Below are 24,261 nucleotides of genomic sequence, written 5' to 3' on the forward strand. Positions count from 1 at the left end.
ATTATACATTTAATATCCTCCTAAATACTTTCGCATTACCCACTCTGCCGTGAGAAGCGTCAGAATTAAGAAAAATATCCAACGGAGATTTATCATTTCTTTTAGGTCTTCTGTAGCTTCTATTTTATCGGGTACTTCATGACTTAAAATCTTTTGTTTCAGCTTTTCAAAATCATTCTTTTGAACAAATAAAGCACCTGTTTTATTGGATAATTGTCGGAGTACATCAAAATCAGCGGTGAGGTTAATGTTCTCAATTTGTAAATCTTGAATCACAAATTCACCCGTTGATTGTTCCGATTTTCCCAACACAGTAGCACTCGCATTAAAAAGATATACACCAGCGGGTAAGCCACTGATTTCAAATTTTGTATTATCTGCCGAAGTGGAATAAGTATAATTTCTAGTAAAGCCTTTTTCGTCTTTGATAGTCAGTTTAATTGGCAAATTATACAGTTTCTCGTAAATGGCATTGTAGATTTCTGTTTCAAAAACTACTTTTTCGCCTAATGTCAGTGGTGTTTTTAAAGGATAAACTCTTAATTTTCGTTTATCGTCTTTGGCAGAAATATATTGTAATACTTTAGAGATAACATCATCAATCACTACTTGCTTTTCATTTAATTGATACTCCTCTAAACGCCAAGCCCAAAGTCCTTCTCCGGTAAAAATAGCAGATTTTTTAGCACCAATATTCATTGCCAAAAGTGGTTTCTGAGTCTGAACCGCCCCTACTCTTTGATACAACAATACTTCTGAATTAGGCAATAAAGTATAGTCACCAAAAGGCACTGAAATTTGTGGAAACTTGGTAATAATATCCATTTGTTCCGTTTCAAAATTCAGTACTTTAAAATTCTTGTTAAAAATTCCTGTTACTTTATCGTTTTCGCCAAAATCTGCATTGATTTGCATTACTTGGTTTAATTGATTCAAATTATTTACTCCAGACTGATTTCCCATTACAAAAAAAGTAGGAATTCCTTTGTCTAAAAGTGGTTTAAAAATGTTAGCATAAGTATTGTAAGCATCTGGCAATTGATGTAAAATCAGTAAATCGTAGCTTTTCGTAATTTCAGGATTCGCATTTTCGGTCAGGATTTTTACATCCAACTCATAATTTTCATTTTTTTCGATGATGCTTTTCAAAGCTTTTACATCTGGATGCGGTGCTAATGCCAGCAATAAAATTTTCTCTTTACCATCAATTACCTCAATATAAACTTCCTGACGGTTATTTCTATTTGAAAATTCTCCAGATAAAAAATCAACTTCAACTGTAAAATGCTGTACACCAATTTGTGTAGCAGTTGTATTGAAAGTAAGTGTTTTTAAATCTTCTTTTTGATTAAAAGTAATGGTTTGTTTTTCTAAAAACTTTGCTCCTTGTTTTAAATAAACGTTAGCTGTTTTTCCTTCAAAACCGAAAGACGTAATATCCGTTTGTACAGGAAATTTATTACCCAAATATGCTATTTTATTAGCATAGACAGTTTTAACAGCAAGGTCTTTTTTAGGAATGGTATCGCCCAAACCAACAGTATACACTGGAAATTTAAAGGATTCGGAAGCGGGAGCTATTCCTTCATTGACAATTCCATCAGAAATCAAGACGACATCTGTTAGATTTTGGTCTTCAAAAGTATTTTTAATTCCTGAAAGTAAATTTGAAAGGTTTGAAGTTTTTTGGTTGAATTGAAGTTTTTCTAGGTTCGTAGTATTCTCTTCATTGAAAGTAGCAAAGGCTACTTCATAATCTTTTTCTTGAAGGCTTTCTTTTAAATCATTCAGATTTTTTTTCAAGTCTTCCAATACTTTTACTCCGACAACATTCATCGATTGTGAATTATCAATTGCCAGAACCACCGTTTTCTTTTGAATTTTCTGACTTACCTGTCGGATTAGAAAGCTCAACAAAAGCATACTTAGAATACTTACAGCTAAAAATCTGAAAGCAGCCATTAAGTAATTTTGCGTTTTCGTCCAGTTTGCGTTTTTCTGATATAACACAAAAGCATACAAACCAGCCAATAAAAAACAAAGAGGAATAAACCAAGGGGAAGATTGAAAGAGAAAATCGAATTTCATCATGTGCGTTGTTTGTTGTCTCTTATCAAAAATGGTATAGAAGGATTAGTTGTGAATTAGTGAATTAGTGAATTTAAAGTCTATTTTTAAAAAGAAAGTTCTCAAATATCATTTTACTTTTCCAAAATAATTCACTAATTCACTAACTCACAACTAAAAAACCACTAACTCACTCAATCACTAAAAAACTAGGTAAGCATTCCGCCATCTACTTGCAATACTTGTCCTGTAATATATTTTGACATATCCGAAGCCAAGAAAACACAAGCATCAGCTACTTCTTCTGGTTGACCACCACGTTTTAATGGAATAGATTTTTTCCATTCTTCTGTAGCAGCAGCATTCAATTCGCCAGTCATTTCAGTTTCAATAAAACCAGGAGCGATAGCATTTGAACGAATATTTCTTGAGCCTAACTCTAAAGCAACTGATTTAGTAAAACCAATAATTCCTGCTTTAGATGCCGCATAATTTGCTTGTCCAGCATTTCCACGAATACCCACTACCGAAGTAAGGTTGATGATAGAACCAGCTTTGGCTTTCATCATTGGTTTGGTCGCTGCTTTTGTTAAGTTGAAAACAGATTTCAAGTTTACTTGGATTACAGAATCCCATTGTTCCTCTGTCATTCTCATTAATAAACCGTCTTTAGTGATACCTGCATTGTTAATCAACACATCGATTCCACCAAAATCAGCAACAACTGAATTCATCAATTCTTCAGCTTGCTTATAATCAGAAGCATCCGAACGATAACCAATTGCTTTTATTCCTAAAGCAGACAACTCTGCTTCTAAAGCCTGTCCTTTTTCTACAGATGAAAGATAAGTAAAAGCAACATTTGCCCCTTCTTGAGCCATTTTGAAGGCAATTGCACGACCGATACCTCTTGAAGCACCCGTTACCAACACTACCTTGTTTTGTAATAAAGCCATTTATTTTGAATTAATTGTTATTTCCAAAGTTCAAAAATAACATAACGCCCCAAGACCGCAAAATTATATGCTTATCTTTCATATAATAAAGTCGGTGCAGTAGTTACACTTCCTTGTTTAAACTTATTGAAAATCATTTTGGCTTGCTAAAAGTGCTAAGAATTGTTCTTCATTGATGATTTTAACTTTATGAGTAGAGGCATCAACTTTTTTAGGGCAAACCTCATTAGCAGCAGTTTCTCCTGCTATAAAGAAATCTGTTTTGGCAGTAATATTTTTTACATAAATTCCACCTAAAGCTCTTATTTTTTCTTTGATTTCATAATGCTTAAAATACTGAAAAGCTCCAGCTACAGCTATGTTTTTACCCAGTAATGGGCTTGCACCTAACTTGATACATTTACTTTGTTGGACATTAATAGAATTGTTAAAAACTAATTTATCCTTCGCCTTTTTTAATTTCAAAAAGACATTTGCACACAAGTAAGCATCTTTGAAAACATTTCCTTTTTTTACTGTTAAATGCAAGTGTTTTGCAAGCGTGGTTAATTGAAAATCAGGTAAAACCCAAGTTTTTTTTGAATTGAGATAAGTACAGTAAGTAGAAAAAGAAGGGATGGGCAAATTAGCATGATTGAGTGCTGATTTAAGAGCTCCAATATTAAAATCAATAAAATGAGCTACCAATTTTTGATTGGAAATATAAGGGTTTAGTTCTTCCCAAATTTCTGCAAACGAGCCCGCATCCTCTAAAATTTGTTTTGAAAAATAAGGGCTTTGATAATAAACAGGGTTTATATCAAAAGGATTAGGACGAACATACCAATGTTTTTTTTCAAGAATCTTATCATTTTTGATGGCAATAATCGCAATTGAAAAAATGCTATTCAATTGAACATTGGCTGTTTTAAGATCAAAAACCACATAATCAAATTCATAAGATTTTGGTTTTTCGGTTAAAGTGTTGGAAACAACAATCGGTTTTTCTAAAGATGTCTTAGATTCAACTTTCTTCAGGAGTGCGAAAACTTTATCAAGGAATGTCATAGAATTATTGATTAAGATAAGCGTATGATTTTCAAGTATTAACTTCAAAAATAGCATTCATCCTAAAAAAACAAAATACTTTGACAACTATCTTCATTTCAAGTGCTTAAAATTTATTATTCGGTAGCTTTATGAATGTTTTAGGGTAAAAATCAATGAAATATTTTCTTTAAAACAAAAAAAGCGACAATCCATTTAAGAATCGTCGCTTTGAATATTTGATTAAATTTCAGGCTAAACTGTTTTCACGTAACTTCCCAACCATTTGATTTCGGAAGCGTGTTTTGCCATGATTTTCTGAACACTTTCGTCTAAAAAGTAACCATCAAATTCCATCAAAAACCAGAAATTAAATTGTTCTCCTTCTTTTACAGGACGACTTTCAATTTTCAAAAGATTGATTCCTTGACTTTCAAACTCTTGCAAGAAACGAACAAGTGTTCCAGGTTTTCCATCTTCTGGTAATTTGGCAATGATTGTCGTTTTATCATTCCCGCTTTTCTGATTAATAAAATCTTTACCAATGATGAAAAAACGAGTACGGTTTTGGGCTGAGTCTTGAATATTATCAAATAGAATTGGCACATCAAATAATTTTGCAGCGATATGCGAGCAAATTGCTGCCGAATCAGTTTCTAATCCAGCCAATTTAGCAGCTTTAGAAGTTGAATCTACTTGTACAAAAAAGTCGTCTTCTTTACCTCCGAAGTAATCATTCAAGAATCGCTCGCATTGACCAAAAGCAATGTCTTTTGAGTAAATCCTTTTAATATCCGATAATTTCTCAGCTTTAGTTGCAAAAGTAAAGTGTACAGAAATGACTACTTCTGAAACAATTTTCAAATCTGTTTCATTGAGCAAATCAATCGTTTCTTTAACAATTCCTTCCAAATTGTTTTCGATAGGCACAACACCAAATCTTGCACGACCCGTATCAACACTTTCAAAAACTGAACGAATATTGGGCAAAGCCAAGTAGTCGCTCATTGCACCAAATCTACTTTCTGCCGCTTGGTGTGTAAAACTGCCTTCTGGTCCTAAATATGCAATTCTTTCGGGTAATTCTAAATTGCGAGAAACTGCAAAAATTTCTAAATAAATCGCCTCGATAGCGGCTCTATTTAATAATCCATTGTTGGCAGCAGCGAGTCTATCAACAATTTGTTTTTCTCGTTCAGGACGATAAATAACCGTTTGAGTTTGTTTTTTTAACTCACCAACTTGTTTTACAACATCCATACGCTTGTTGAGAATTTCAAGCATTTGGTTGTCGAATGAGTCAATTTGATTTCTTAATTCTTCGAGAGACATTTTTGACAGTATTAAATTGAGAATGTTAGGATTGTGTGAATCGGTCAATAGAAAATTATCATTCACACAATCATTAGTACACGCTCTTTCTTTTAATTTAAGCCGCTAATTCGGCTGGATCTTTTTCAATAATCAGGTTTTCAATAATAAATTTCTGACGGTCAGGAGTATTTTTTCCCATGAAGTAAGTCAAAATTTTAGGTATCGTAGTATCTTTTGTTAGAATTACGGGTTCTAAACGAATATCATCATTGATAAATTTCCCAAATTCTTCAGGGGAAATTTCACCCAAACCTTTAAATCGAGTAATTTCTGGCTTTGGACTTAGCTTTTCGATAGCATTCAAACGCTCTTCATCAGAGTAGCAATAAATTGTTTCCTTTTTGTTTCTTACTCTAAACAAAGGTGTTTCCAAAATGTACAAATGCCCATTTCTTACTAAGTCTGGAAAAAATTGTAAGAAGAAAGTCATCATCAACAAACGAATGTGCATTCCATCGACGTCGGCATCAGTAGCGATAATGATTTTATGATAACGTAATCCTTCTAAACCTTCTTCAATATTCAGGGCATGTTGAAGTAAATTGAATTCTTCGTTTTCGTAAACAATCTTTTTAGTAAGTCCAAAACAGTTTAAAGGCTTACCTCTTAAACTAAATACCGCTTGACTTTGTACATTTCGAGATTTAGTAATTGAACCACTGGCAGAATCTCCTTCGGTGATAAAAAGCATAGATTCATATCGATTATCTGCTTTTTCGTCAGTCAAGTGAACTCTACAATCTCTTAATTTTTTATTATGCAAATTGGCTTTTTTGGCACGTTCGTTGGCAAGTTTTTTAATACCAGCCATGTCTTTGCGTTCACGTTCCGATTGTTCAATTCTTTTCTTGATAGCATCGGCAGTAGTTGGGTTTTTGTGTAAAAAATTATCAAGATTTATTTTGATAAAATCTCCAATAAAACTCCTAACCGACTGAGAACTAGAATCAGGCGACATATTATTTGAGCCTAATTTTGTTTTTGTTTGAGATTCAAAAACAGGTTCTTGTACACGAATGGCAATTGCACCCACGATACTTGCACGAATATCTTCAGGGGCGTAATCTTTTTTATAAAACTCACGAACAGCACGAACGATTGCCTCACGGAAAGCCTGTAAGTGCGTTCCACCTTGCGTAGTATTTTGTCCGTTCACAAAAGAGTAATATTCTTCTCCGTACTGATTCCCATGCGTCAAGGCTACTTCAATATCAGAACCTTTCAGGTGGATAATTGGATAGCGACGTTCTTCTTCGGCAGAATATTTACTCAATAAATCAAATAATCCATTTTGTGAATAATACTTTTGTCCGTTGAAATTGATGGTCAAACCAGCATTCAAATAAGCATAATTCCAAATAAGGTTTTCTAAATATTGCGGGATATAATGATAGTTTTTGAAAATCGTATTATCGGGTTCAAATATCACATAAGTACCATTTCTAGCATTGGATTCCGTTCCGTCTGGAGATTCCGCAATTAATTCACCTTGTTTAAATTCTGCCCATTTGGTTTTCCCTTCACGGAAGGATTGTACTTTGAAATAAGAAGAAAGTGCGTTAGTAGCCTTAGTACCTACTCCATTTAAACCAACTGATTTTTGAAAAGCACCAGAATCGTATTTACCACCTGTATTGATTTTAGAAACACAGTCGATTACTTTTCCTAAAGGAATGCCTCTACCATAATCACGTACTTCTACACGATGGTCGGTAATTTTAATTTCAATCGTTTTTCCATTTCCCATCATGTGTTCGTCAATCGAGTTATCCATGATTTCTTTTACTAAGACATAGATACCATCATCAATAGAGGAACCGTCTCCTAATTTTCCGATATACATACCCGGACGAAGGCGAATATGCTCTTTCCAGTCGAGAGAGCGAATATTATCTTCGGTGTATTGTACAGAAGTAGGGTTTGTTGACATATTCAAAGCAAGGGTTAATATTTTCTAAAATTTGCTATTAAAAACAACTTTTAGAAAAAACAATTAAAAAAACTAATAAACTTCAAAGAGTAATGTTGTCAAAAATTGTACGTTTCCTCTATTCAGCTTATCAGTGAAACAAAGCTACAAAAACATTAAGAATTTATAAAATTAGCATAATTTTATCTTAGAAGTGATAATTAATGTTAGAGGAGGTCGTTAGAAATTACTAAAAGTTGTTTTACTTTGCACTTTGTTTAGAATTAACTTCTATTGTCAATAAGATTAAATTGGTAGTCAAAGTAATCCTTTTAAACCCAAAGGCAACAAATTATATGTTCAAACTCATGCAAGCAAACGATTGCTCTAACAAGGTAAGCACACGATTGATTTCTTCACTCTCAAGTAAGTTTATTTTTTCTGCTCTTTTCCTGTGCCTCACTTTTTTATCAAATTATGGTAATGCACAAAACTTTACATTAGGAGACCTCCAAAACTTAGCACTTCCAATGCAAGGAAGTAAAATTTCTACCTCAACAACAAAATCTCCAAATGTTGACCCTAGAAAAGTAAACGATGCAACAAGTGCAAAATCAATAAGTGATTCTCTAAAAACTAAAGCTGCTGGCAATACTGTTAGCACTGCGGACTCAGAAAGTGCGGCATTTAGAAAGAAAATTTTTGGTATTAACATGTTTAATAATCCAAACATCACTTTCGAAAGCTCATTGAACATTCCAACGCCTAAAAATTATATTTTAGGAGCAGGTGATGAATTGGTTATAGACATCAATGGCTATTCTGAAGAACATTATACGCTTCCTATTACTCCAGAAGGTTATGTAAAAATTGCTAAAATAGGCAATGTTTTTGTAAGTGGTATCTCTATTGAAGAAGCAAAAAAAAGAATTATAGATAGGCTTTCTAAAATTTATGTGGGTTTAAAACCTTATGGAGGAGCACCAGCAAATACAACTGCGACTATCTCTTTGGGAAGTATTAAAACCATCAGAGTTTCTATTTTGGGTGATGTGGTAGCTCCGGGTACTTATTCTATTTCTTCTCTATCAAGAGTAATGAACGCCCTTTATCTGTCGGGTGGTCCTAGTGAAAGTGGTACTTTCCGTGAAATCAGAGTTATCCGAGACCGAAAATTAATCGCTCAGTTAGATTTATATGATTTGTTGACAACAGGAAATCTACGTCAAAATGTTGGCTTACATGACCAAGATATTATCCAAGTAGGTTCTTACAAATCAAGAGTAGAAATTATTGGAGAAGTTAAAAAACCAGCTGTTTTTGAAACGTTACCGAATGAAAGTTTAGAAAAAATCATTAATGAGTATGCTAATGGTTTCACTCCGATGGCTTATAAATCAGTATTAAAAATCCAACGTCTTACTGAAAAAGACAGTAAGTTAATTGATTTGAGCAATGATTTATTATCATCATTTTACCCTAAAGCAGGCGATATTATCACGGTTGAAAAAGTGTTGATGAATAGAATTGAGAATGCAGTAACTTTAGAAGGAGCAGTTTTCAGACCGGGTAAATTTTCTATTAACGACAGCCCAACGCTAACCAAATTGATTAAAAGAGCTGATAGTTTCAGAGAAGATGCTTTTTTAGGAAGAATCTCAATCGTAAGACTTCGTGATGATTTAACGAAAGAAAACATTTCTGTCAATTACAATGACATTTTATCTGGTAAAAGCCCAGACATAGCACTTCATCGTGAAGACATTGTTACAGTTTACTCTGTAGTTGAATTAATGGAAAAATACACGGTACGTATCCAAGGTGAGATTAATTTGAAAGATGATGCACCCCTAACAAGTGCCATTGAAAAAGGTTCAACGGCTGTTTCAGAAACGCCTGGAGAAAGTCCTAACAATGAATCACCTATAGGTACTTTTCCATTCTTGCATAACATGACGGTGGAAGATTTAGTTGAAAAAGCTGGTGGTTTAAAAGAATCAGCCGCAACAGGTAGAATTGAAGTAATTAGAAGAAAGAAGAATATTGGTAAAGATGATCCTTCACAAATTACTTCTACAATTGGTGAGCGTTTTAATTTTGCGATTAACAATAATCTTGCAATCGACCCAAGTGCTTCAAAATTCATTTTAGAACCATTTGATGAAGTATTCGTTCGCTCTTCTCCTAACTACGAAAAACAACAATTTATTTCAATAGAGGGACAAATCACTTTCCCAGGAGTTTATGGTTTAGAGAGAAAAAATGAGCATATTTCTGAAGTTATTGCTCGTGCAGGAGGTTTAAATGCTCAAGCTTATCCAAAAGGAGCTACTTTGGTTCGTAAGTTCAAAATAAGCAAACAAGAAGTTGATAGAAAAAGTGAGCAGATGAGTGAATTATCTGATAATACAACAGAAGCAACGGTAAAAGTAAAGTCGGTAAAAGAAGAAACATCTGAATCAATCGGCATTGATTTAGTGAAAGCTTTGGAAGAACCAAATTCTTCTGCTGACATGCTCTTACAAGATGGTGATATTATTAAAATTCCGAAAGAACCACAAACTGTAAGAATGCAAGGAGAAGTATTGTATCCAACATCAACAAGATATATTGAAAACTTACCATTCAAACATTATATTTCAGAAGCTGGTGGTTATACGGAATTATCATCACGCAAACGCTCTTATATCATTTACGCCAATGGGTCGGTTGATAGAACTAGAAAGTTTTTAGGGTTGATAAATATCTATCCAAAAGTTCAACCAGGTTCAGAAATCGTTGTACCAAGCTTGAATATCAGACAAGGTGCTTCACAACAAGCATTTCAGATGATTCAAACCCTTACGATGGGTTTAACAAGTGTTGCTACTCTTTTTGCACTTATCAGAACTTTTAAATAATATTATAATTCAGGATTTAAGATGTCAGCAAAACAACATACATCATTACCAGAAGATCAATTTTCACTTGAAGACATAGTTTTAAAATTCATAAAATTAAAACAGTTAATTGTAGCAAATTGGAAAATTGTCGCAATTGCCACTTTAATTGGGATGGCTTGTGGTTTATCATGGGAATTAATCACGAGAAAACCTCCCGTTTATACTTCCAAGATTCTATTCAATATGGAAAATGGCGGTAGTTCTCCATCAGGAGGATTATCAGATTTAGCAAGTGCTTTTGGGGTAAATACCGGAGCGGCTCCTTCTTCTAATTTGTTTGTTGGAGAAAACTTCAATGAACTTATCAGAACTAAAAATCTTTATAACCGAGCATTACTTACCAAAGTAAAAGTAAAAGGTAAAGATGAAATTTTTGCCAACTATTTCTTACGTAAAAGTGGTGTGCGTGAATTTGAATTGGAAGAAGATGAAGAGATTCAAAACTTCCAATTCAAACATAATAATTACAAAGAATGTACTGTTAAAGAACGAACGCAATTAAGAAAAATCCAAAACGTTTTGATGCCTTTAACAAATATCACAAATGAAAGTAAAAAAGCGTCTTTTGTTACATTAACAGTTATTACTAGAAATGACTCTTTATCATATATATGGTCATATCTTTATCTGAAAACTATTACCGATTTTTATATTGAAACCAAGACTAAAAAATCTAAAGATTTACTTGTATTGGTAGAGAATAGGGTTGATTCATTGAAAAAAGAATTGTATCGTACCCAAGGTGCTGCGGCAAGGTTTGCAGATCAAAACCAACAAGTAATTGTTCAGCAAGGATTGGTTCAACAACAACGCTTGGCAACTAACAGTTCACAACTACAAAGTCTATACTACGAAGCAGTAAGGAGCTTAGATAATATGAAGTTTTCGATGGTAAAAGAATCTCCACTTTACAGTATAATCGACGATGCTGAGTTACCTTTTCCAAAGGAGACGGATAGAATTACAAAAGGAACAATTATTGGAACAGTTTTAGGGTTATTACTTTCGATTTTATACGTTGTCTTTTCGAAAACAATGGGAAAAATAACGAATAAAGTAGAAAAGTAATTATTGAAAAATATGCAAGAAACAGTTATCGAGTCAGGTAGGTCAGAAAAATATTATTGGCAAGACTTGTGGAGGTTTAGAGAATTACTTTATATCCTAGCAATTCGAGATATTACCGTTAAGTATAAACAAACATTTGTAGGGGTTGCTTGGGCTATTTTCCGCCCAGTACTCACGGTATTAGTCTTTGTTTTTGCTTTTGATAAAGTAGCTAAAATTGAAAGCCATTCTACAATACCATTACAGATTATTATTTTTACTGGTGTTATTTTCTGGAATTTTTTCGCCATGTCATTCCAACAAGTAAGTAATAGTATTACTGGAAATGCGAATTTAGTATCCAAAGTATATTTCCCAAGATTATTGATGCCATTGAGTGCAGTAGCAGTGCCTTTACTTGATTTTATCGTCGGATTCGTAGTCATGATTCCATTTCTAATCTACAAAGGATATACACCAACACTTAATATTTTATTTGTACCAGTATTTCTATTTTTAGCATTTTTTGCTTCATTTAGTTTGGGCGTAATTTTTGCCTCTTTGAATGTTCAATTTAGAGATTTCCAGCAAATTGTTCCTTTGGTAGTTCAATATGGTTTTTTTGTTTGTCCAATAGCCTATCCAATATCATCGTTGAAAGATTTCTCTTGGTTTCCAATTTATCAATGGTTAAATCCGCTAGCAGGAATTATAGAAGGTTTTAGATGGTGCTTAATCCCAAATTATACAGATTTCGAATGGAATAGTTTTATCCCAACCATCATATTTATAACCATAACTACTACACTGGCAATTATTTTTTTCCGTAAAAAAGAAAATTCTTTTGTCGATTACATTTAACATTATTTGCGTAATGTAGAAAAACCCTTTAAAAATGACAGTAATTGAAGCTGAAAATATAAGTAAAAAATACATTATCGACCACATCAAAAGTAATGCGAAAGCCAGTACGCTTAGAGAGGTAGTTACAGATAAGTTAAAAAATATATTCAATAAAAAAACTGAAGAACAAGTAAGTCACGAAGAATTCTGGGCTTTAAAGAATGTTAGTTTTAATATTGAACAAGGTGACAGAGTTGGTATTATTGGTTCTAACGGAGCTGGTAAATCAACAATGTTAAAAATTTTGAGCAGAATTACTGAACCTACCGAAGGAAAAATTAAAATAAAAGGTAGAGTAGCCAGTTTACTTGAAGTTGGAACTGGATTTCATCCAGAGCTTTCTGGGCGTGAAAATATCTATTTGAATGGTTCAATCTTAGGAATGAAGCGTGAAGAAATCAAAAACCATTTTGATGCTATCGTAGATTTTGCTGGTGTAGAAAAGTTCTTGGATACTCCTGTAAAAAGATATTCTTCGGGTATGTATGTTCGCCTTGGTTTTGCTATTTCTGCACATCTTGAACCTGAAATTTTGATTGTGGATGAAGTATTAGCAGTGGGCGATGCAGAATTCCAAAGAAAATGTTTAGGTAAAATGAAAGATGCTTCTACTTCAGGTAGAACAATTTTATTTGTCAGCCACAACCTCACTGCTGTACAAGGACTTTGCAATAAGTCGATGTATATGCAAAAAGGGAAACTACTTGAAATGGGTGAAACCAACCAAGTGTTAGCTACTTATTTAAGTCATGTTCAAAAAACAGATTTAGAATCTAGTTGGACAAAACCAGAAGAAGCACCAGGAAATGATAAAGTTAGACTTAAGAAAGTAAAACTTACTCCCGACTATCAAGGTAATTTAAAACATATTGATGTCAGAACATCCTTCAAAATTCAAATTGAATTTTGGAACATGGTCGATAACATCAATGCTAATATAAGTTTACATCTAAATTCTTTGACGGGTGAATGTATTTTTAATATTGGTACACCATCGTTAGCACTTAGAAAAGGTGTAATTTATGCTGAATGTGAAATTCCTTCTGATTTTATGAATGATGGTTCTTATTCAATATCATTGATGATTGTTCAAGATAAATCAATTGTAATTCATAATTTCGGTGAAGTATTAGTTTTTGAAATTGAAGATTATCGTGAAGGCACAGCTTGGTACGGGAAATGGCCAGGTTATATTAGACCAAAAATTAACTTTCCTATTTCTCAACTTGAACTAGAAAATGTTAGCTAGGAAAGATAAAACTACAAAAATCTTTTCCTTTAACATCAACAAATGATAAACGTTACAAAAACATATTTACCTCCCATTGAAGAGTACCAACAATATGTACAAGGTATTTGGCAGAGAAATCAATTAACTAATAACGGCCCATTAGTTCAGGAATTAGAAAGTAAGCTTAAAGAATATCTTGGCGTAAAACATTGCTTTTATGTAAGCAACGGAACTATTTCCATACAAATCGCACTGAAAGTACTGAATATTACTAAAGAAGTAATTACTACACCGTTTTCTTATTGTGCTACTTCTCATGCTATTGTATGGGAAAATTGCACCCCTGTATTTGCAGATATTTCACCCGATGATTTTTGTATTGACCCTTCAAAAGTAGAACAATTAATTACTGAAAATACAGAAGCTATTTTAGCAACCCATGTGTATGGTAATCCTTGCGAGGTAGAAAAGCTGGCTGCTATTGCCCAAAAACACAACATAAAATTAATTTATGATGCTGCCCACGCTTTTGGCGTAAAAGTGAATGGTACTTCTTTGTTCAATTTTGGCGATATAAGTACTTGTAGTTTTCATTCCACAAAAGTATTTCACTCAACAGAAGGTGGTGCTATTTTTACAGATGATGACCAGTTAGCTTATTTGATTGATAGCTACAGAAGTTTTGGACATAAAAGCGATAACTATTACACCATTGGGATTAATGGGAAAAATTCGGAATTTCATGCTGCAATGGGTTTATGTGTGTTGCCTAAAGTAAAAGAAATTATCGAAGCCAGAAAAAACATTTTTGCTTTGTATGATAAACTTTTGAACTGGGATAAATTAACGAAACCTAAAGTAAAAATCCCGGTAGAAAGTAATCATGCGTATTATCCAGTTTTCTTTGAATCTGAAGAGATTTTGTTAAAAGTAAGAACTGCATTAGAAGCTGAAAACATTTTTCCAAGACGATACTTCTATCCTTCTTTAAGTACATTAAAGTTTGTAACTGCACAAAGTAATTGTCCAATTTCTGATGATGCTGCTCCAAGAGCAATGGCTTTACCGCTTTATTATGATTTAGCCCATACTGATGTTGAAAGAATTAGTACGATAATTAATAACACTATTTCATAAAGAATATGACTTTCTTGTATCCTATCATATTTGCCATTTTCATTGGTTTTGTATTTAGAGTATCGGCAAGAGTTTGTCAGAAATCATTAATTGATCTCATTATTATTGCCTATATCGTTTTCTGTGGAAGTGTTATTCTAACAGGTTTTACGCTTTCTGAAATTCATAAAATAAACGATAGAAGGTTTTGGGCAATCGGTGTATTCATTCCTGCTTTTATTTTCTACATTCAATTCACAAAATTTTTCGGGAAAGATAGAAACGAAAACTTTACTGTCTTTCAAATGATTGGTGGCCAAATTCAAGCAGTTTGGAATTGGTTTGGTAATCTTTCTGTATTTTTAAAATGGATTTTTGCTGGTCTTTTCATCAGTCTTGGTATTATTGAAATCACCAACTTCATTTTAATTTGCTATACTCCTCCTAATGAATGGGACAGTATGACAGGGCATTTGAATCGACTTCTGTACTATCTACAACACAATACGATGTCGCATTTCGGTGGAACAAACTGGAACATCGACAGCTATCCAAGAAGTGCTTGTACGATTCAAATTTATAATTATTTAATGTCTGGTAAAATTGAGAATTGGTTTAAAGCCATTCATCATACTGCTTATTGGATGATAGGTTTTGGCGTTTTTGGAATCGTTAGAAGTATCAGTAAAAATCTAACGGCTAGTTTCTTTTGTGCCTTAGTAATTCTTTTATTGCCTGATGTTCTAAGACAATCAATCACCACAGAATCCGATATTGTACTTGCTTCGTACTTGAGTTGCTTGATATATTTTTTATTTAGCTTTAATGAAAAAAAGAAAAGAAGATACATTTATTTGGCTGGAATTACTTTTGGGATTGCACTCGGACATAAAATCACTTTTGTATTTTCTCTTCCTCCTGTCTTTTTAATTTTACTTTATACGGTTTTCAAAGACGAACAGAAGCAGATTTTTGCAGGTTTTTCGCTCATTCATTTCAAGCATTTAGTCGTTGCTTTTGTACTTGGTTTTGTATTGTTTACATTGCCTTCTGGATATATTCCGAATATTCAAGAGTATCATCACCCGATTGGGCCACCAACAGCTTTACGTCACCAATCTATTGATAGAGCCGGACCAAAATCAAATCTTATCAAACAGGGGACTCGTAATGTTGCTCGTTATGCGATTGACATGATAAATCTTGATGGTTTACGCAACTGGGACGAAGCCGAAAAAGTAAACAGATGGATGAAAAAACCAATTATTTGGTTTGAAAAAAAGGTCTTAAAAGCTCGTTTAGAAGAAGAAACCAATTTTACCATTTTCCCTTTTGCTTATAACAAACGATTTGAATTTTATAATGGTAGTCCGTGTTGGGGAATTTTTGGTTTTGCCTTAATTATTCCTTTAGTACTCTTAGTACTCACTCGCATTATCAAAAGTAAAGAAGTTTATGTGTATTTGGGTTTAGCCTTTGTCTTTCATTTTGTGGCACTTTCCTACACAGCACCTTACGATGCTTGGAAAGGGCGATATATGATAAGTACTGCCGTTTTTGCTGTTCCATTTTTGGCTTTGTTATTTACAGGAAAATATTCGCTTGAAAAACCCAAGCATCTCATTTTAAAATCATACTTGAGTTTTGTCGTACTTATTGGCATTGCTTCTGCTCTTGTAGCTGTATTCTTGAATTATAGAAGTTTACCAATTAGAGCGTATGGACGTGTTTCAGCTTTTGAAATGACAAGAATTGAATTACAAACCGAGGCACGTCCCGATATTACAAAAGCCTACGAAAATTTCAATAAAATTGTGCCACAAAATGCTACTGTGGCTTTGGGAACAATCAACGATGACTATGAGTATCCGCTTTGGGGAGATAAATTGACACGTAAACTGATTGTTTTGAATCCTTTTGAACAAGGACTTCGCCCAATTCCGAAAGAAGCTGATTATTTATTCTTTGCCAAAAGTGTGATTAAACCTCAACCCGGTGACATCCGTTTAGGCACTGATACATTGATGAAAAATGTAATCGTAAGAGGTGAAGACTATTACCTCCGTAAATTACATTAATCACCTAAAAACCGTTTTTTATGAAAATTGCGATTATGCAACCTTATATATTCCCCTATATTGGGTACTTCCAACTGATTAATGCCGTTGATAAATTTATTATTTACGACGATGTGAGTTTCATTAACAAAGGTTGGATTAATCGTAACAGAATTTTGGTAAATGGCAAAGACAGCCTTTTTACCATTCCTTTGAAAGAAGCAAGTCAGAATAAATTAATCAATAGCATAGAAGTAAATTGGGACAGTGCTTGGAAAAGTAAATTTCTGAAAACCATTGAACAAAGCTATAAAAAAGCACCTTATTACCAGCAAATACTCCCATTAATTGAGGATTTATTGAATACGGAAAAAAGTATTTTTTCAGAAATTATTTTTGAAAACTTAACACAAATTTGTCAATATCTGGGAATAAAAACTGAAATTGTCCCGAGTTCAAGTATTTATCAAAATACAGCTTTGAAAGCTCAAGAACGAATTATTGATATTTGTGAGCAAGAAAAAATAGACACTTATATCAATCCTATCGGAGGTTTAGAACTTTACGACAAAGCCGCTTTTCAGACAATTGGTAAAGAATTATTTTTTATCAAAAGCAAAGCCATTTGTTATACACAATTCAAAAATGAATTTGTACCGTGGCTTTCAATTATTGATGTTTTGATGTTCAACAGCCTCGAACAAATATCAGTACTCCTAAACGACTATGAATTAGTATAAATCAATTCTTGATTTACAATCAACTTTCTAAAATACTTTCGGAAATGGCAAAAGTAATAATTTTCGGCACTACGCTTTCGGCAGAACTTGCACACTTTTATTTAAAGTACGATTCTGAACACGAAGTAGTGGCTTTCACAGTAGAAAAAGAATACTTGAAAGAAAAAGAGTATAAAAATCTTCCAGTAGTTCCATTTGAAGACATTAACGAAATCTATCCTCCAGAAGAATTTCAGCTCTTCGCTCCTATGACTGAACTCAAAATGAACCGAGTTCGTGAAAGAATTTACAACGAAGGGAAAGCAAAAGGTTACAAATTTATTTCATATATCAGTTCAAAAGCGACTGTTTTTCCTGAAGCTCAAATCGGGGAAAATTGCTTTATTTTGGAAGATAATACCATTCAGCCTTTTACAAGTATTGGTAATAACTGCGTACTTTGGAGTGGCAATCACATTGGGCATCATGGTGTTATCAAAGACCACGTTTTCTTTACTTCTCATGTAGTTTTGTCTGGAAGATGTGTAGTGGGTAATAATTGTTTTATTGGCGTAAACGCAACCATTCGTGATGGTGCAGTTTTGGGCGAAGGTACTTTGATTGCGATGGGAGCAAATCTTACAAAACAAAAAACAGAACCTTGGTCTATCTGGAAAGGAAATCCTGCTGTTGCTGCTAATATTTCGAGTAAGGATATTAAGATTTAATTGGCTTTCAGACATCTGTTATCAGCTATCAGATTACGGTTAAATTAGCTTTTCCCAAGTAGCTATTGTTTAATATAAATACAGATATACCGATAACATCTCTTTACTTAAATTTAAAAAAATCAAATGAATTGGATTAAGAAAGGACATATTTATACACCAGACGGGTCGATAAGTTGGAGTAAAAGCCATGCACAAGTACCGATTTGTGACTATGCTCCAGATGAAACTAAAATCAGAATTTACTTTTCTACTCGTGATGAACAAGGAAGAAGTAATCCAAATTTCATCGAAGTAGAAGCAAGTAATCCGCATAATATTCTTTTTGAAAACCGTGAACCATTCATTGAATTAGGTAAAAAAGGCACTTTTGATGATTGTGGAGTAATGCCTTCGTGGATAATTGATTACGACAACAAAAAGTACTTGTATTACATAGGTTGGAATGTGCGAAATACCATTCCATACCACAATGCTGTTGGTTTGGCGATTAGTGAAGATGGTGGCAAAACTTTCCAAAAGCTTTCAGAAGGCCCACTTTGGGACAGAGATTATATTGAACCGCATTATTCAGGTACTTCTTGTGTATTGATTGACGACAATGGTATTTGGCGAAATTGGTATTTATCATGTACTGAATGGCGAGAAGTAAAAGGAATTATGGAACCTCGATACCATATCAAATACGCTGAATCGACCAATGGCATTGATTGGATACGAAAAGGACGTGTGGCGATTGATTATAGAGACAACGATGAAGCGGGCATTGTAAAAGCTTCTGTGATTAAAGAAAACGGCATTTATAAAATGTGGTATTCGCACAGAAATTTCAATGATTATCGAATTGATGCTACCCAAAGTTACAGAATTGGTTACGCAGAATCTTCTGACGGTATCAAGTGGGATAGAAAAGATGAATTAATGACGATGGACATAAGCAGTAACCCAGCAGATTTTGATAGTATTATGTTGGCATACCCACACGTATTGCCTATCAATAATCAACTGCACATGTTTTATAATGGCAACGGTTTTGGAAGAACAGGAATTGGTTATGCTGTTTTAAATTAAAATACATCAAACAATGGTAAATTTTCAAGAATTTAAAGAAACTGGTTATCAGATTGTTAGAGGTCTTTTTGCCGTAGAAGAAATAGACAAAATTCGTGAAGACGCAAAGCAAATTTTTGTCAATCAAATGAAGTATTTAAATTATCCCGTGGATACAATTCAAACTGAAATTGATTTCAATAAGTTGTTATTCAAATTATTTGAAGAACATCCCGACAGATTAATGGCTTGTGGAAAACACATTCAGCATTTAATTTCGCTGCATAAACTTTCTTTAGATGACCGTTTGATTGATAATTTAAAAAAATTAGGCATCGAATTTCCGAATGTTTGTACTCGCCCAGTAATGTTTTTCAATGCTCGAAAATTAGCAAAAAAACAAGTTTATTGGAAAACTGATGCTCATCAAGACTGGCGAAGTATGCAAGGTTCACTGAACTCTATTGTAATTTGGGTTGCTTTAGCGGATATTGATATTTCGTTGGGAGCTTTGGAAGTAATGCCAAACAGCCATAAATTAGGACTTCAAGCCACAAAAATGGTGGATTCATTCGGTGTAATTCCTGATGAAGTATTGGCTCAACAGCAAATCGTTCAAGTAGAAGTAAAAAAAGGCGATGCTTTGTTTTTTTCTTCATTTTTGATTCATCAATCTGGGAATAATTCAACAGAAGATGGCATCAGGTGGTCTTGTCATTTTAGATACAACGATTTATCAGAACAAGCATTTATCGAAAGAGGTTATCCGCATCCCTACGTTTATTATCCAAATCCAGATTTGATAACGCCAGATTATCCGGAAGCAAAAGACATACTTAACTATTTTGTGAATGAATAAAGTACAGCCATCCTCACCCATTGAAGTAAGTGTTTTTATCACGGTTTATAATCATGGAAAATATTTACGTCAATGCTTAGATAGTCTTGTGAGTCAGATTACAAATTTCAAATTTGAAATTATAGTCGGAGAAGATTGTTCTCCTGACGATTCAAGAAGTATCCTGATTGAGTATGCTTCAAAATATCCAGCTTTAATAAAAGCCCTTCTTTGGGAGAAAAATCAAGGCACAAAAGAATGTCCGGGGAAAGGAAATTTTACGCAAACTTTCTACCAATGCACAGGCAAATATATTGTTTACATTGAAGGCGATGATTATTTGACAGATAATTATAAACTTCAAAAACAATATGATTTTCTGAATGCTCATCCTGAAAGCTCTGCTTGTTTTCATAATGCCATTATGTCTTATGAAGATGGTTCAGACATGGGGGAAAAGTTCATTAATCCGCCCGACCAAAAAGATAAAATTTATCCTGAAGATTTACTTACACAAAAGGAAGTTTGGTTTATGGCTACTGCCAGTGTGATGTTTAGGAGAAATTTGTTCGGCGAAAAACTTCCAGAATGGTTTTTAAAATCAAAAAGTGGAGATATACCCATTTATATATTACTCGCCAATCAAGGTTACATCGGCTATATTCCCGATGTTATGTGCGTTTATCGAAGACATCAAGGCGGTTTGAGTTATACGGATAGTAATTACAGTGAAGTATTTATCAAGAACAGAATGTTTATGTATTCTAATGTTGATAAAGAACTAAAATTCAAATATAATCATTTGATTAAGCCAATTCTAGGCGAATATTATTTATTACTTACTAATGTTTTTAAGCTTAAAAATCAGTACTTCCAAAGTATTTATTTTGCTTTTATTTCTTTGTATTTAACAAAGCCCAATTCAAAAAAACATTTAAAATCCGTTTTTCAAGATTTTATTATTCCAACAGGTTTGATGAAAGTTTATGCTAATGTAAAATGGAAGTTAGAAACTTTATTTAACAAAAAAGCCTCTCAATAATGTTGAGAGGCTTTTCTTTTGGAGTATTTCCTTACTAGGTTTTTTGCTTTTTCTTCTTTGCTGCGGGGAATAAAACATTATTCAAAATCAAACGATAACCAGGCGAATTAGGATGTAAATTCAAATCGGTAGGTTCTTCGTTTACATAATGTCTGTAATCTTCAGGGTCATGTCCGCCATAAAAAGTCCAAAAACCTTTTAAGAAAGTACCGTGAATATACCGAGCTTCATTCAGCGAACGATTTTCACCCAATACAATTACTTCGGGCTTCAATAAATCTTTTTTGTAAGAAGTGGTTTGTCCCATAAAACCATGAATGGTAGTTTCATGATTTTGTGTCAACATTGTAGGAATTGGATCCCATTTAGCAGAAAATTGGAAAAGATTGAAAAAATCATTTTCCTCTCCTACTGGTCTTGATTCGTTAGTATAAGCCTCAATATTTGAAAACTCAATTACTTGTGGATGAAAAATTAAACCAAAATTCTGAAAGGCAAAAGTTTTAGAGAAATCTAGTTTAGCATCTGCATTTCTATCATAACCATCTCCGTCATAAAAGGCATCCACAATATCAATTCCTTCAGCAGCTAAAGCAATATCATAAGTATCGGTTGCGGTACACATCGCAAACATGTACCCACCGCCAGCCACAAATTCTTGAATTTTTTTAACAACGCCCAATTTCAATTGAGATACTTTATTAAAGCCATATTTTTGTGCATTTTTTTTATCTTCACGCAATTGGGCTTGATACCAAGTTTGTCCACTCTGATTCAAAAACTTGCCCATCTGCCCTGTAAAATCTTCATGATGAAGATGTAGCCAATCGTATTCTGGTAATTTACCAGTCATTACCTCATCATCAAAAATCAAATCGTAAGGAATTTCAGCATAAGTCATTGCTAAAGTAACAGCGTCGTCCCAAGGTTGGGCAGTTTTAGGTGAATAAACGGCTACTCTGGGCGGTTTCTGGAGTTTTACAACATCCATATTTACATCTGGACTACTTACTTCTGCTCTGATTTGTGAGGCTTGTCCCTCAGAAATCACTTCATAGCTTACTCCACGAATTATCAATTCATTTTCAAATTTCTGAGCTTGTGGAAACATAAAAGCTCCGCCACGGTAATTCAAAAGCCATTCTACTTCAGTATCATGTGTTTTGAGAATCCAATAAGCTATTCCGTAAGATTTTAGATGGTTTTTCTGACTCTCATCCATTGGAATTAGAATCTGTGAAGCCCATAAGCGACAAGTAAACGTTAAGAATATGATAAACGGAAATAATAGCCTTTTCATTGGTGAAGTTATTTAAGTTCTCTGAACTAAATTTGTTATTCGTAAACGATAAACGAATTTAGTATATTATTAGTGCTAATCACAATTCTGATTACGTAAACATACTTCGTCTTGATTTATTTTGGTTTCAAATCGAATCCATTTCAATATCCACAACTATGAATTTATTAGAAAATATTCGTGAAGGATTACGCTCTATCAAAGCAAATATGCTGAGAACTACCCTCACAGCTTTAATTATTGCCATTGGTGTAACCGCATTGGTTGGAAGCCTTACTGTAATTGATGGTATTCAAAGCTCAGTTAACAATAGTTTTGCGGGTTTAGGAGCAAATGCTTTTGACCTTAGAAACAGAGATATTTTCAAAATCAGAAAGGACGGCGAAAAGGAAAAAAATTACCCTCAAATTGATTATCGTGAAGCAAAAATGTACAAAGAAAAATTTGGACATTCAGCCATTATCGGATTGAAAGTAAATGTTAGTTTTTCAGTTGAGGTAAAACACGATTCAAAAAAAACAAATCCTAACTCAAGAGTTATCGGAACGGATGATAATTTTATGGATATAAAAGGCTATAAAATTGACAAAGGAAGAACTTTCTCAGCAAATGATTTACAATATGCTGTAAATGTTTGTATCATCGGCACTGATATTGTTGATCAACTTTTTGAAAAAAACACAAATCCAATTGATAAAGAAATTAATATTCTTGGACAGAAATTTAAAGTAATCGGTTTGTTAGAGAAAAAAGGTAGCATGATGGGAGGCGGTGATGATAGAGTAATTTTTATGCCTTTAGAATCTGGCAGAAAAATGGCTCAAGGCAAAACACTTACTTTTGATATTGTTACTTCTGTTCCAAATATTACTGATATTGACAACGTAATTGAAGAAGCTAGAGGAGTCATGAGAATTATCAGACAAGACCAAATTGGTGAACCAGATTCATTTTCAATAGAACGTTCAGATTCATTAGCCAAACAATCTGAAAGTATTACTGGAATTTTAAGAGTCGCTGGTTTTGGTGTAGGTTTTATTACTTTACTAGGTGCAGCCATTGCCTTGATGAACATTATGTTAGTTTCAGTAACAGAAAGAACGCAAGAAATTGGTATCAGAAAATCTTTAGGAGCAACACCTTATCTTATTCGTTTACAATTTCTGATTGAAGCCGTTGTAATTTGTATATTAGGCGGTTTAGGAGGCATCTTTTTAGCCATTTTGATTGGTAATCTATTTGCACAATTATTAATGGGTGGTACTGCAAGTTTTATTATGCCTTGGTTCTGGATGTCAATCGGAATTGGCGTTTGTGTTGTGGTAGGATTATTTTCTGGAATTTACCCCGCATACAAAGCTTCAAAGCTAGATCCAATAGAATCATTGAGATATGAATAATTTTTTTCATTTTTTTTGAATCTATAACCAATCTAATAATCAGAAACTTACAAGAACACTTACAAAAAAGTTTCAGATTAATTAAATGTTAAGGTTGTGTAGTCCAAAAACATCACTTATCTTTGCATCAAGTTTGAGAAATCAAATGCCCAGATGGCGGAATTGGTAGACGCGCTGGTCTCAAACACCAGTGTCTTCACTGGCATGCCGGTTCGACTCCGGCTCTGGGTACATTAGCGGAATATGTAGATTTCAAGTCTATTATTCCGCTATTTTTTTGTCTAAAATCAGCCTTTAGACCTCTTAGAAGCACTATAAGTTGGTTTTCTCTATTGGTTCGACAAGTATTATTTTCGATAGTAAACGATTCTGGGAAAATTGTAGTTAATAATTTCTTCTTATTTTCAATTCCTGCTCTTTCATAATAGAAGTCAATATTTTTCAATAAGTTGATACCGTAATTTAGGCTTCCCTTTATGAGTGTAATCTTTTAATAATCAATATATTACCAATAAAATAACCCCGAAAAAGTGTCAATACTGGCAAATTTCGGGGT

At 33.5% G+C, this 24,261-nt stretch carries 18 protein-coding genes and 1 tRNA gene; 13 read left to right on the top strand and 6 right to left on the bottom strand.

What is annotated here, in order from left to right:
* Positions 1-9: 9 nt before the first annotated feature.
* The 5 genes from HNP25_RS19305 to HNP25_RS19325 all read right to left on the bottom strand — a co-directional run bounded on the left by HNP25_RS19305 (position 10) and on the right by HNP25_RS19325 (position 7,353).
* Complete coding sequence (locus HNP25_RS19305; protein ID WP_229202911.1) at positions 10-2,091, bottom strand: VWA domain-containing protein; 2,082 nt, start codon at positions 2,089-2,091, stop codon at positions 10-12.
* 185 nt (positions 2,092-2,276) lie between these two features.
* Entirely contained in the window at positions 2,277-3,023 is a 747-nt protein-coding gene (fabG, locus tag HNP25_RS19310; protein ID WP_184136978.1) for a 3-oxoacyl-[acyl-carrier-protein] reductase, read from the bottom strand.
* A gap of 123 nt (positions 3,024-3,146) precedes the next feature.
* Complete coding sequence (locus tag HNP25_RS19315) at positions 3,147-4,070, bottom strand: BRCT domain-containing protein (RefSeq protein ID WP_184136980.1); 924 nt, start codon at positions 4,068-4,070, stop codon at positions 3,147-3,149.
* Positions 4,071-4,304: 234 nt separating this feature from the next.
* On the bottom strand, positions 4,305-5,381 hold the full coding sequence (gene pheA / locus HNP25_RS19320) for a chorismate mutase (RefSeq protein ID WP_184136982.1): 1,077 nt from the start codon (positions 5,379-5,381) through the stop codon (positions 4,305-4,307).
* A 97-nt stretch (positions 5,382-5,478) separates the two neighbouring features.
* Positions 5,479-7,353, bottom strand: coding sequence for a DNA topoisomerase IV subunit B (locus tag HNP25_RS19325; protein ID WP_184136984.1), 1,875 nt, complete (start codon positions 7,351-7,353; stop codon positions 5,479-5,481).
* 347 nt (positions 7,354-7,700) lie between these two features.
* Between HNP25_RS19325 and HNP25_RS19330 the strand changes: the two genes are divergently transcribed.
* From HNP25_RS19330 to HNP25_RS19380, 11 genes are all read left to right on the top strand, one after another.
* Positions 7,701-10,232 carry a polysaccharide biosynthesis/export family protein gene (locus HNP25_RS19330; RefSeq protein WP_184136986.1) on the top strand — a complete coding sequence of 844 codons (2,532 nt, stop codon included), beginning with the start codon at positions 7,701-7,703 and terminating at the stop codon, positions 10,230-10,232.
* Between the two features lie 21 nt (positions 10,233-10,253).
* Positions 10,254-11,342 (top strand): hypothetical protein, encoded by a 1,089-nt coding sequence (locus HNP25_RS19335; RefSeq protein ID WP_184136988.1) that lies wholly within the window; start codon positions 10,254-10,256, stop codon positions 11,340-11,342.
* Positions 11,343-11,354: 12 nt separating this feature from the next.
* Positions 11,355-12,182 carry an ABC transporter permease gene (locus HNP25_RS19340; RefSeq protein WP_184136990.1) on the top strand — a complete coding sequence of 276 codons (828 nt, stop codon included), beginning with the start codon at positions 11,355-11,357 and terminating at the stop codon, positions 12,180-12,182.
* A gap of 34 nt (positions 12,183-12,216) precedes the next feature.
* Positions 12,217-13,473 carry an ABC transporter ATP-binding protein gene (locus HNP25_RS19345; RefSeq protein ID WP_184136992.1) on the top strand — a complete coding sequence of 419 codons (1,257 nt, stop codon included), beginning with the start codon at positions 12,217-12,219 and terminating at the stop codon, positions 13,471-13,473.
* Between the two features lie 42 nt (positions 13,474-13,515).
* Positions 13,516-14,592 carry a DegT/DnrJ/EryC1/StrS family aminotransferase gene (locus HNP25_RS19350; protein WP_184136994.1) on the top strand — a complete coding sequence of 359 codons (1,077 nt, stop codon included), beginning with the start codon at positions 13,516-13,518 and terminating at the stop codon, positions 14,590-14,592.
* 5 nt (positions 14,593-14,597) lie between these two features.
* Positions 14,598-16,649 (top strand): ArnT family glycosyltransferase, encoded by a 2,052-nt coding sequence (locus HNP25_RS19355; RefSeq protein WP_184136996.1) that lies wholly within the window; start codon positions 14,598-14,600, stop codon positions 16,647-16,649.
* 20 nt (positions 16,650-16,669) lie between these two features.
* Complete coding sequence (locus HNP25_RS19360; protein ID WP_184136998.1) at positions 16,670-17,368, top strand: WbqC family protein; 699 nt, start codon at positions 16,670-16,672, stop codon at positions 17,366-17,368.
* Between the two features lie 44 nt (positions 17,369-17,412).
* Positions 17,413-18,075 carry an acetyltransferase gene (locus HNP25_RS19365; protein ID WP_184136999.1) on the top strand — a complete coding sequence of 221 codons (663 nt, stop codon included), beginning with the start codon at positions 17,413-17,415 and terminating at the stop codon, positions 18,073-18,075.
* 126 nt (positions 18,076-18,201) lie between these two features.
* Positions 18,202-19,146, top strand: coding sequence for a glycoside hydrolase family protein (locus tag HNP25_RS19370; RefSeq protein WP_184137001.1), 945 nt, complete (start codon positions 18,202-18,204; stop codon positions 19,144-19,146).
* A gap of 13 nt (positions 19,147-19,159) precedes the next feature.
* Positions 19,160-19,984, top strand: a complete 825-nt coding sequence (locus HNP25_RS19375) for a phytanoyl-CoA dioxygenase family protein (RefSeq protein WP_184137003.1) — start codon at positions 19,160-19,162, stop codon at positions 19,982-19,984.
* Positions 19,977-21,005 carry a glycosyltransferase family 2 protein gene (locus HNP25_RS19380; protein WP_184137004.1) on the top strand — a complete coding sequence of 343 codons (1,029 nt, stop codon included), beginning with the start codon at positions 19,977-19,979 and terminating at the stop codon, positions 21,003-21,005. Before HNP25_RS19375 ends, HNP25_RS19380 begins: the two co-directional genes overlap by 8 nt.
* 34 nt (positions 21,006-21,039) lie before the next feature.
* Here HNP25_RS19380 and HNP25_RS19385 read toward each other — a convergent pair whose 3' ends face one another.
* Complete coding sequence (locus HNP25_RS19385; protein ID WP_184137006.1) at positions 21,040-22,305, bottom strand: asparagine synthetase B; 1,266 nt, start codon at positions 22,303-22,305, stop codon at positions 21,040-21,042.
* Positions 22,306-22,463: 158 nt separating this feature from the next.
* Here HNP25_RS19385 and HNP25_RS19390 point away from each other — a divergent pair, with 158 nt between their 5' ends.
* Complete coding sequence (locus HNP25_RS19390) at positions 22,464-23,705, top strand: ABC transporter permease (protein WP_184137008.1); 1,242 nt, start codon at positions 22,464-22,466, stop codon at positions 23,703-23,705.
* Between the two features lie 147 nt (positions 23,706-23,852).
* Positions 23,853-23,936, top strand: a tRNA-Leu gene (locus HNP25_RS19395).
* Positions 23,937-24,261: the final 325 nt, after the last annotated feature.

It is taken from the genome of Arcicella rosea (assembly GCF_014204325.1).
GTDB lineage: Bacteria > Bacteroidota > Bacteroidia > Cytophagales > Spirosomataceae > Arcicella > Arcicella rosea_A.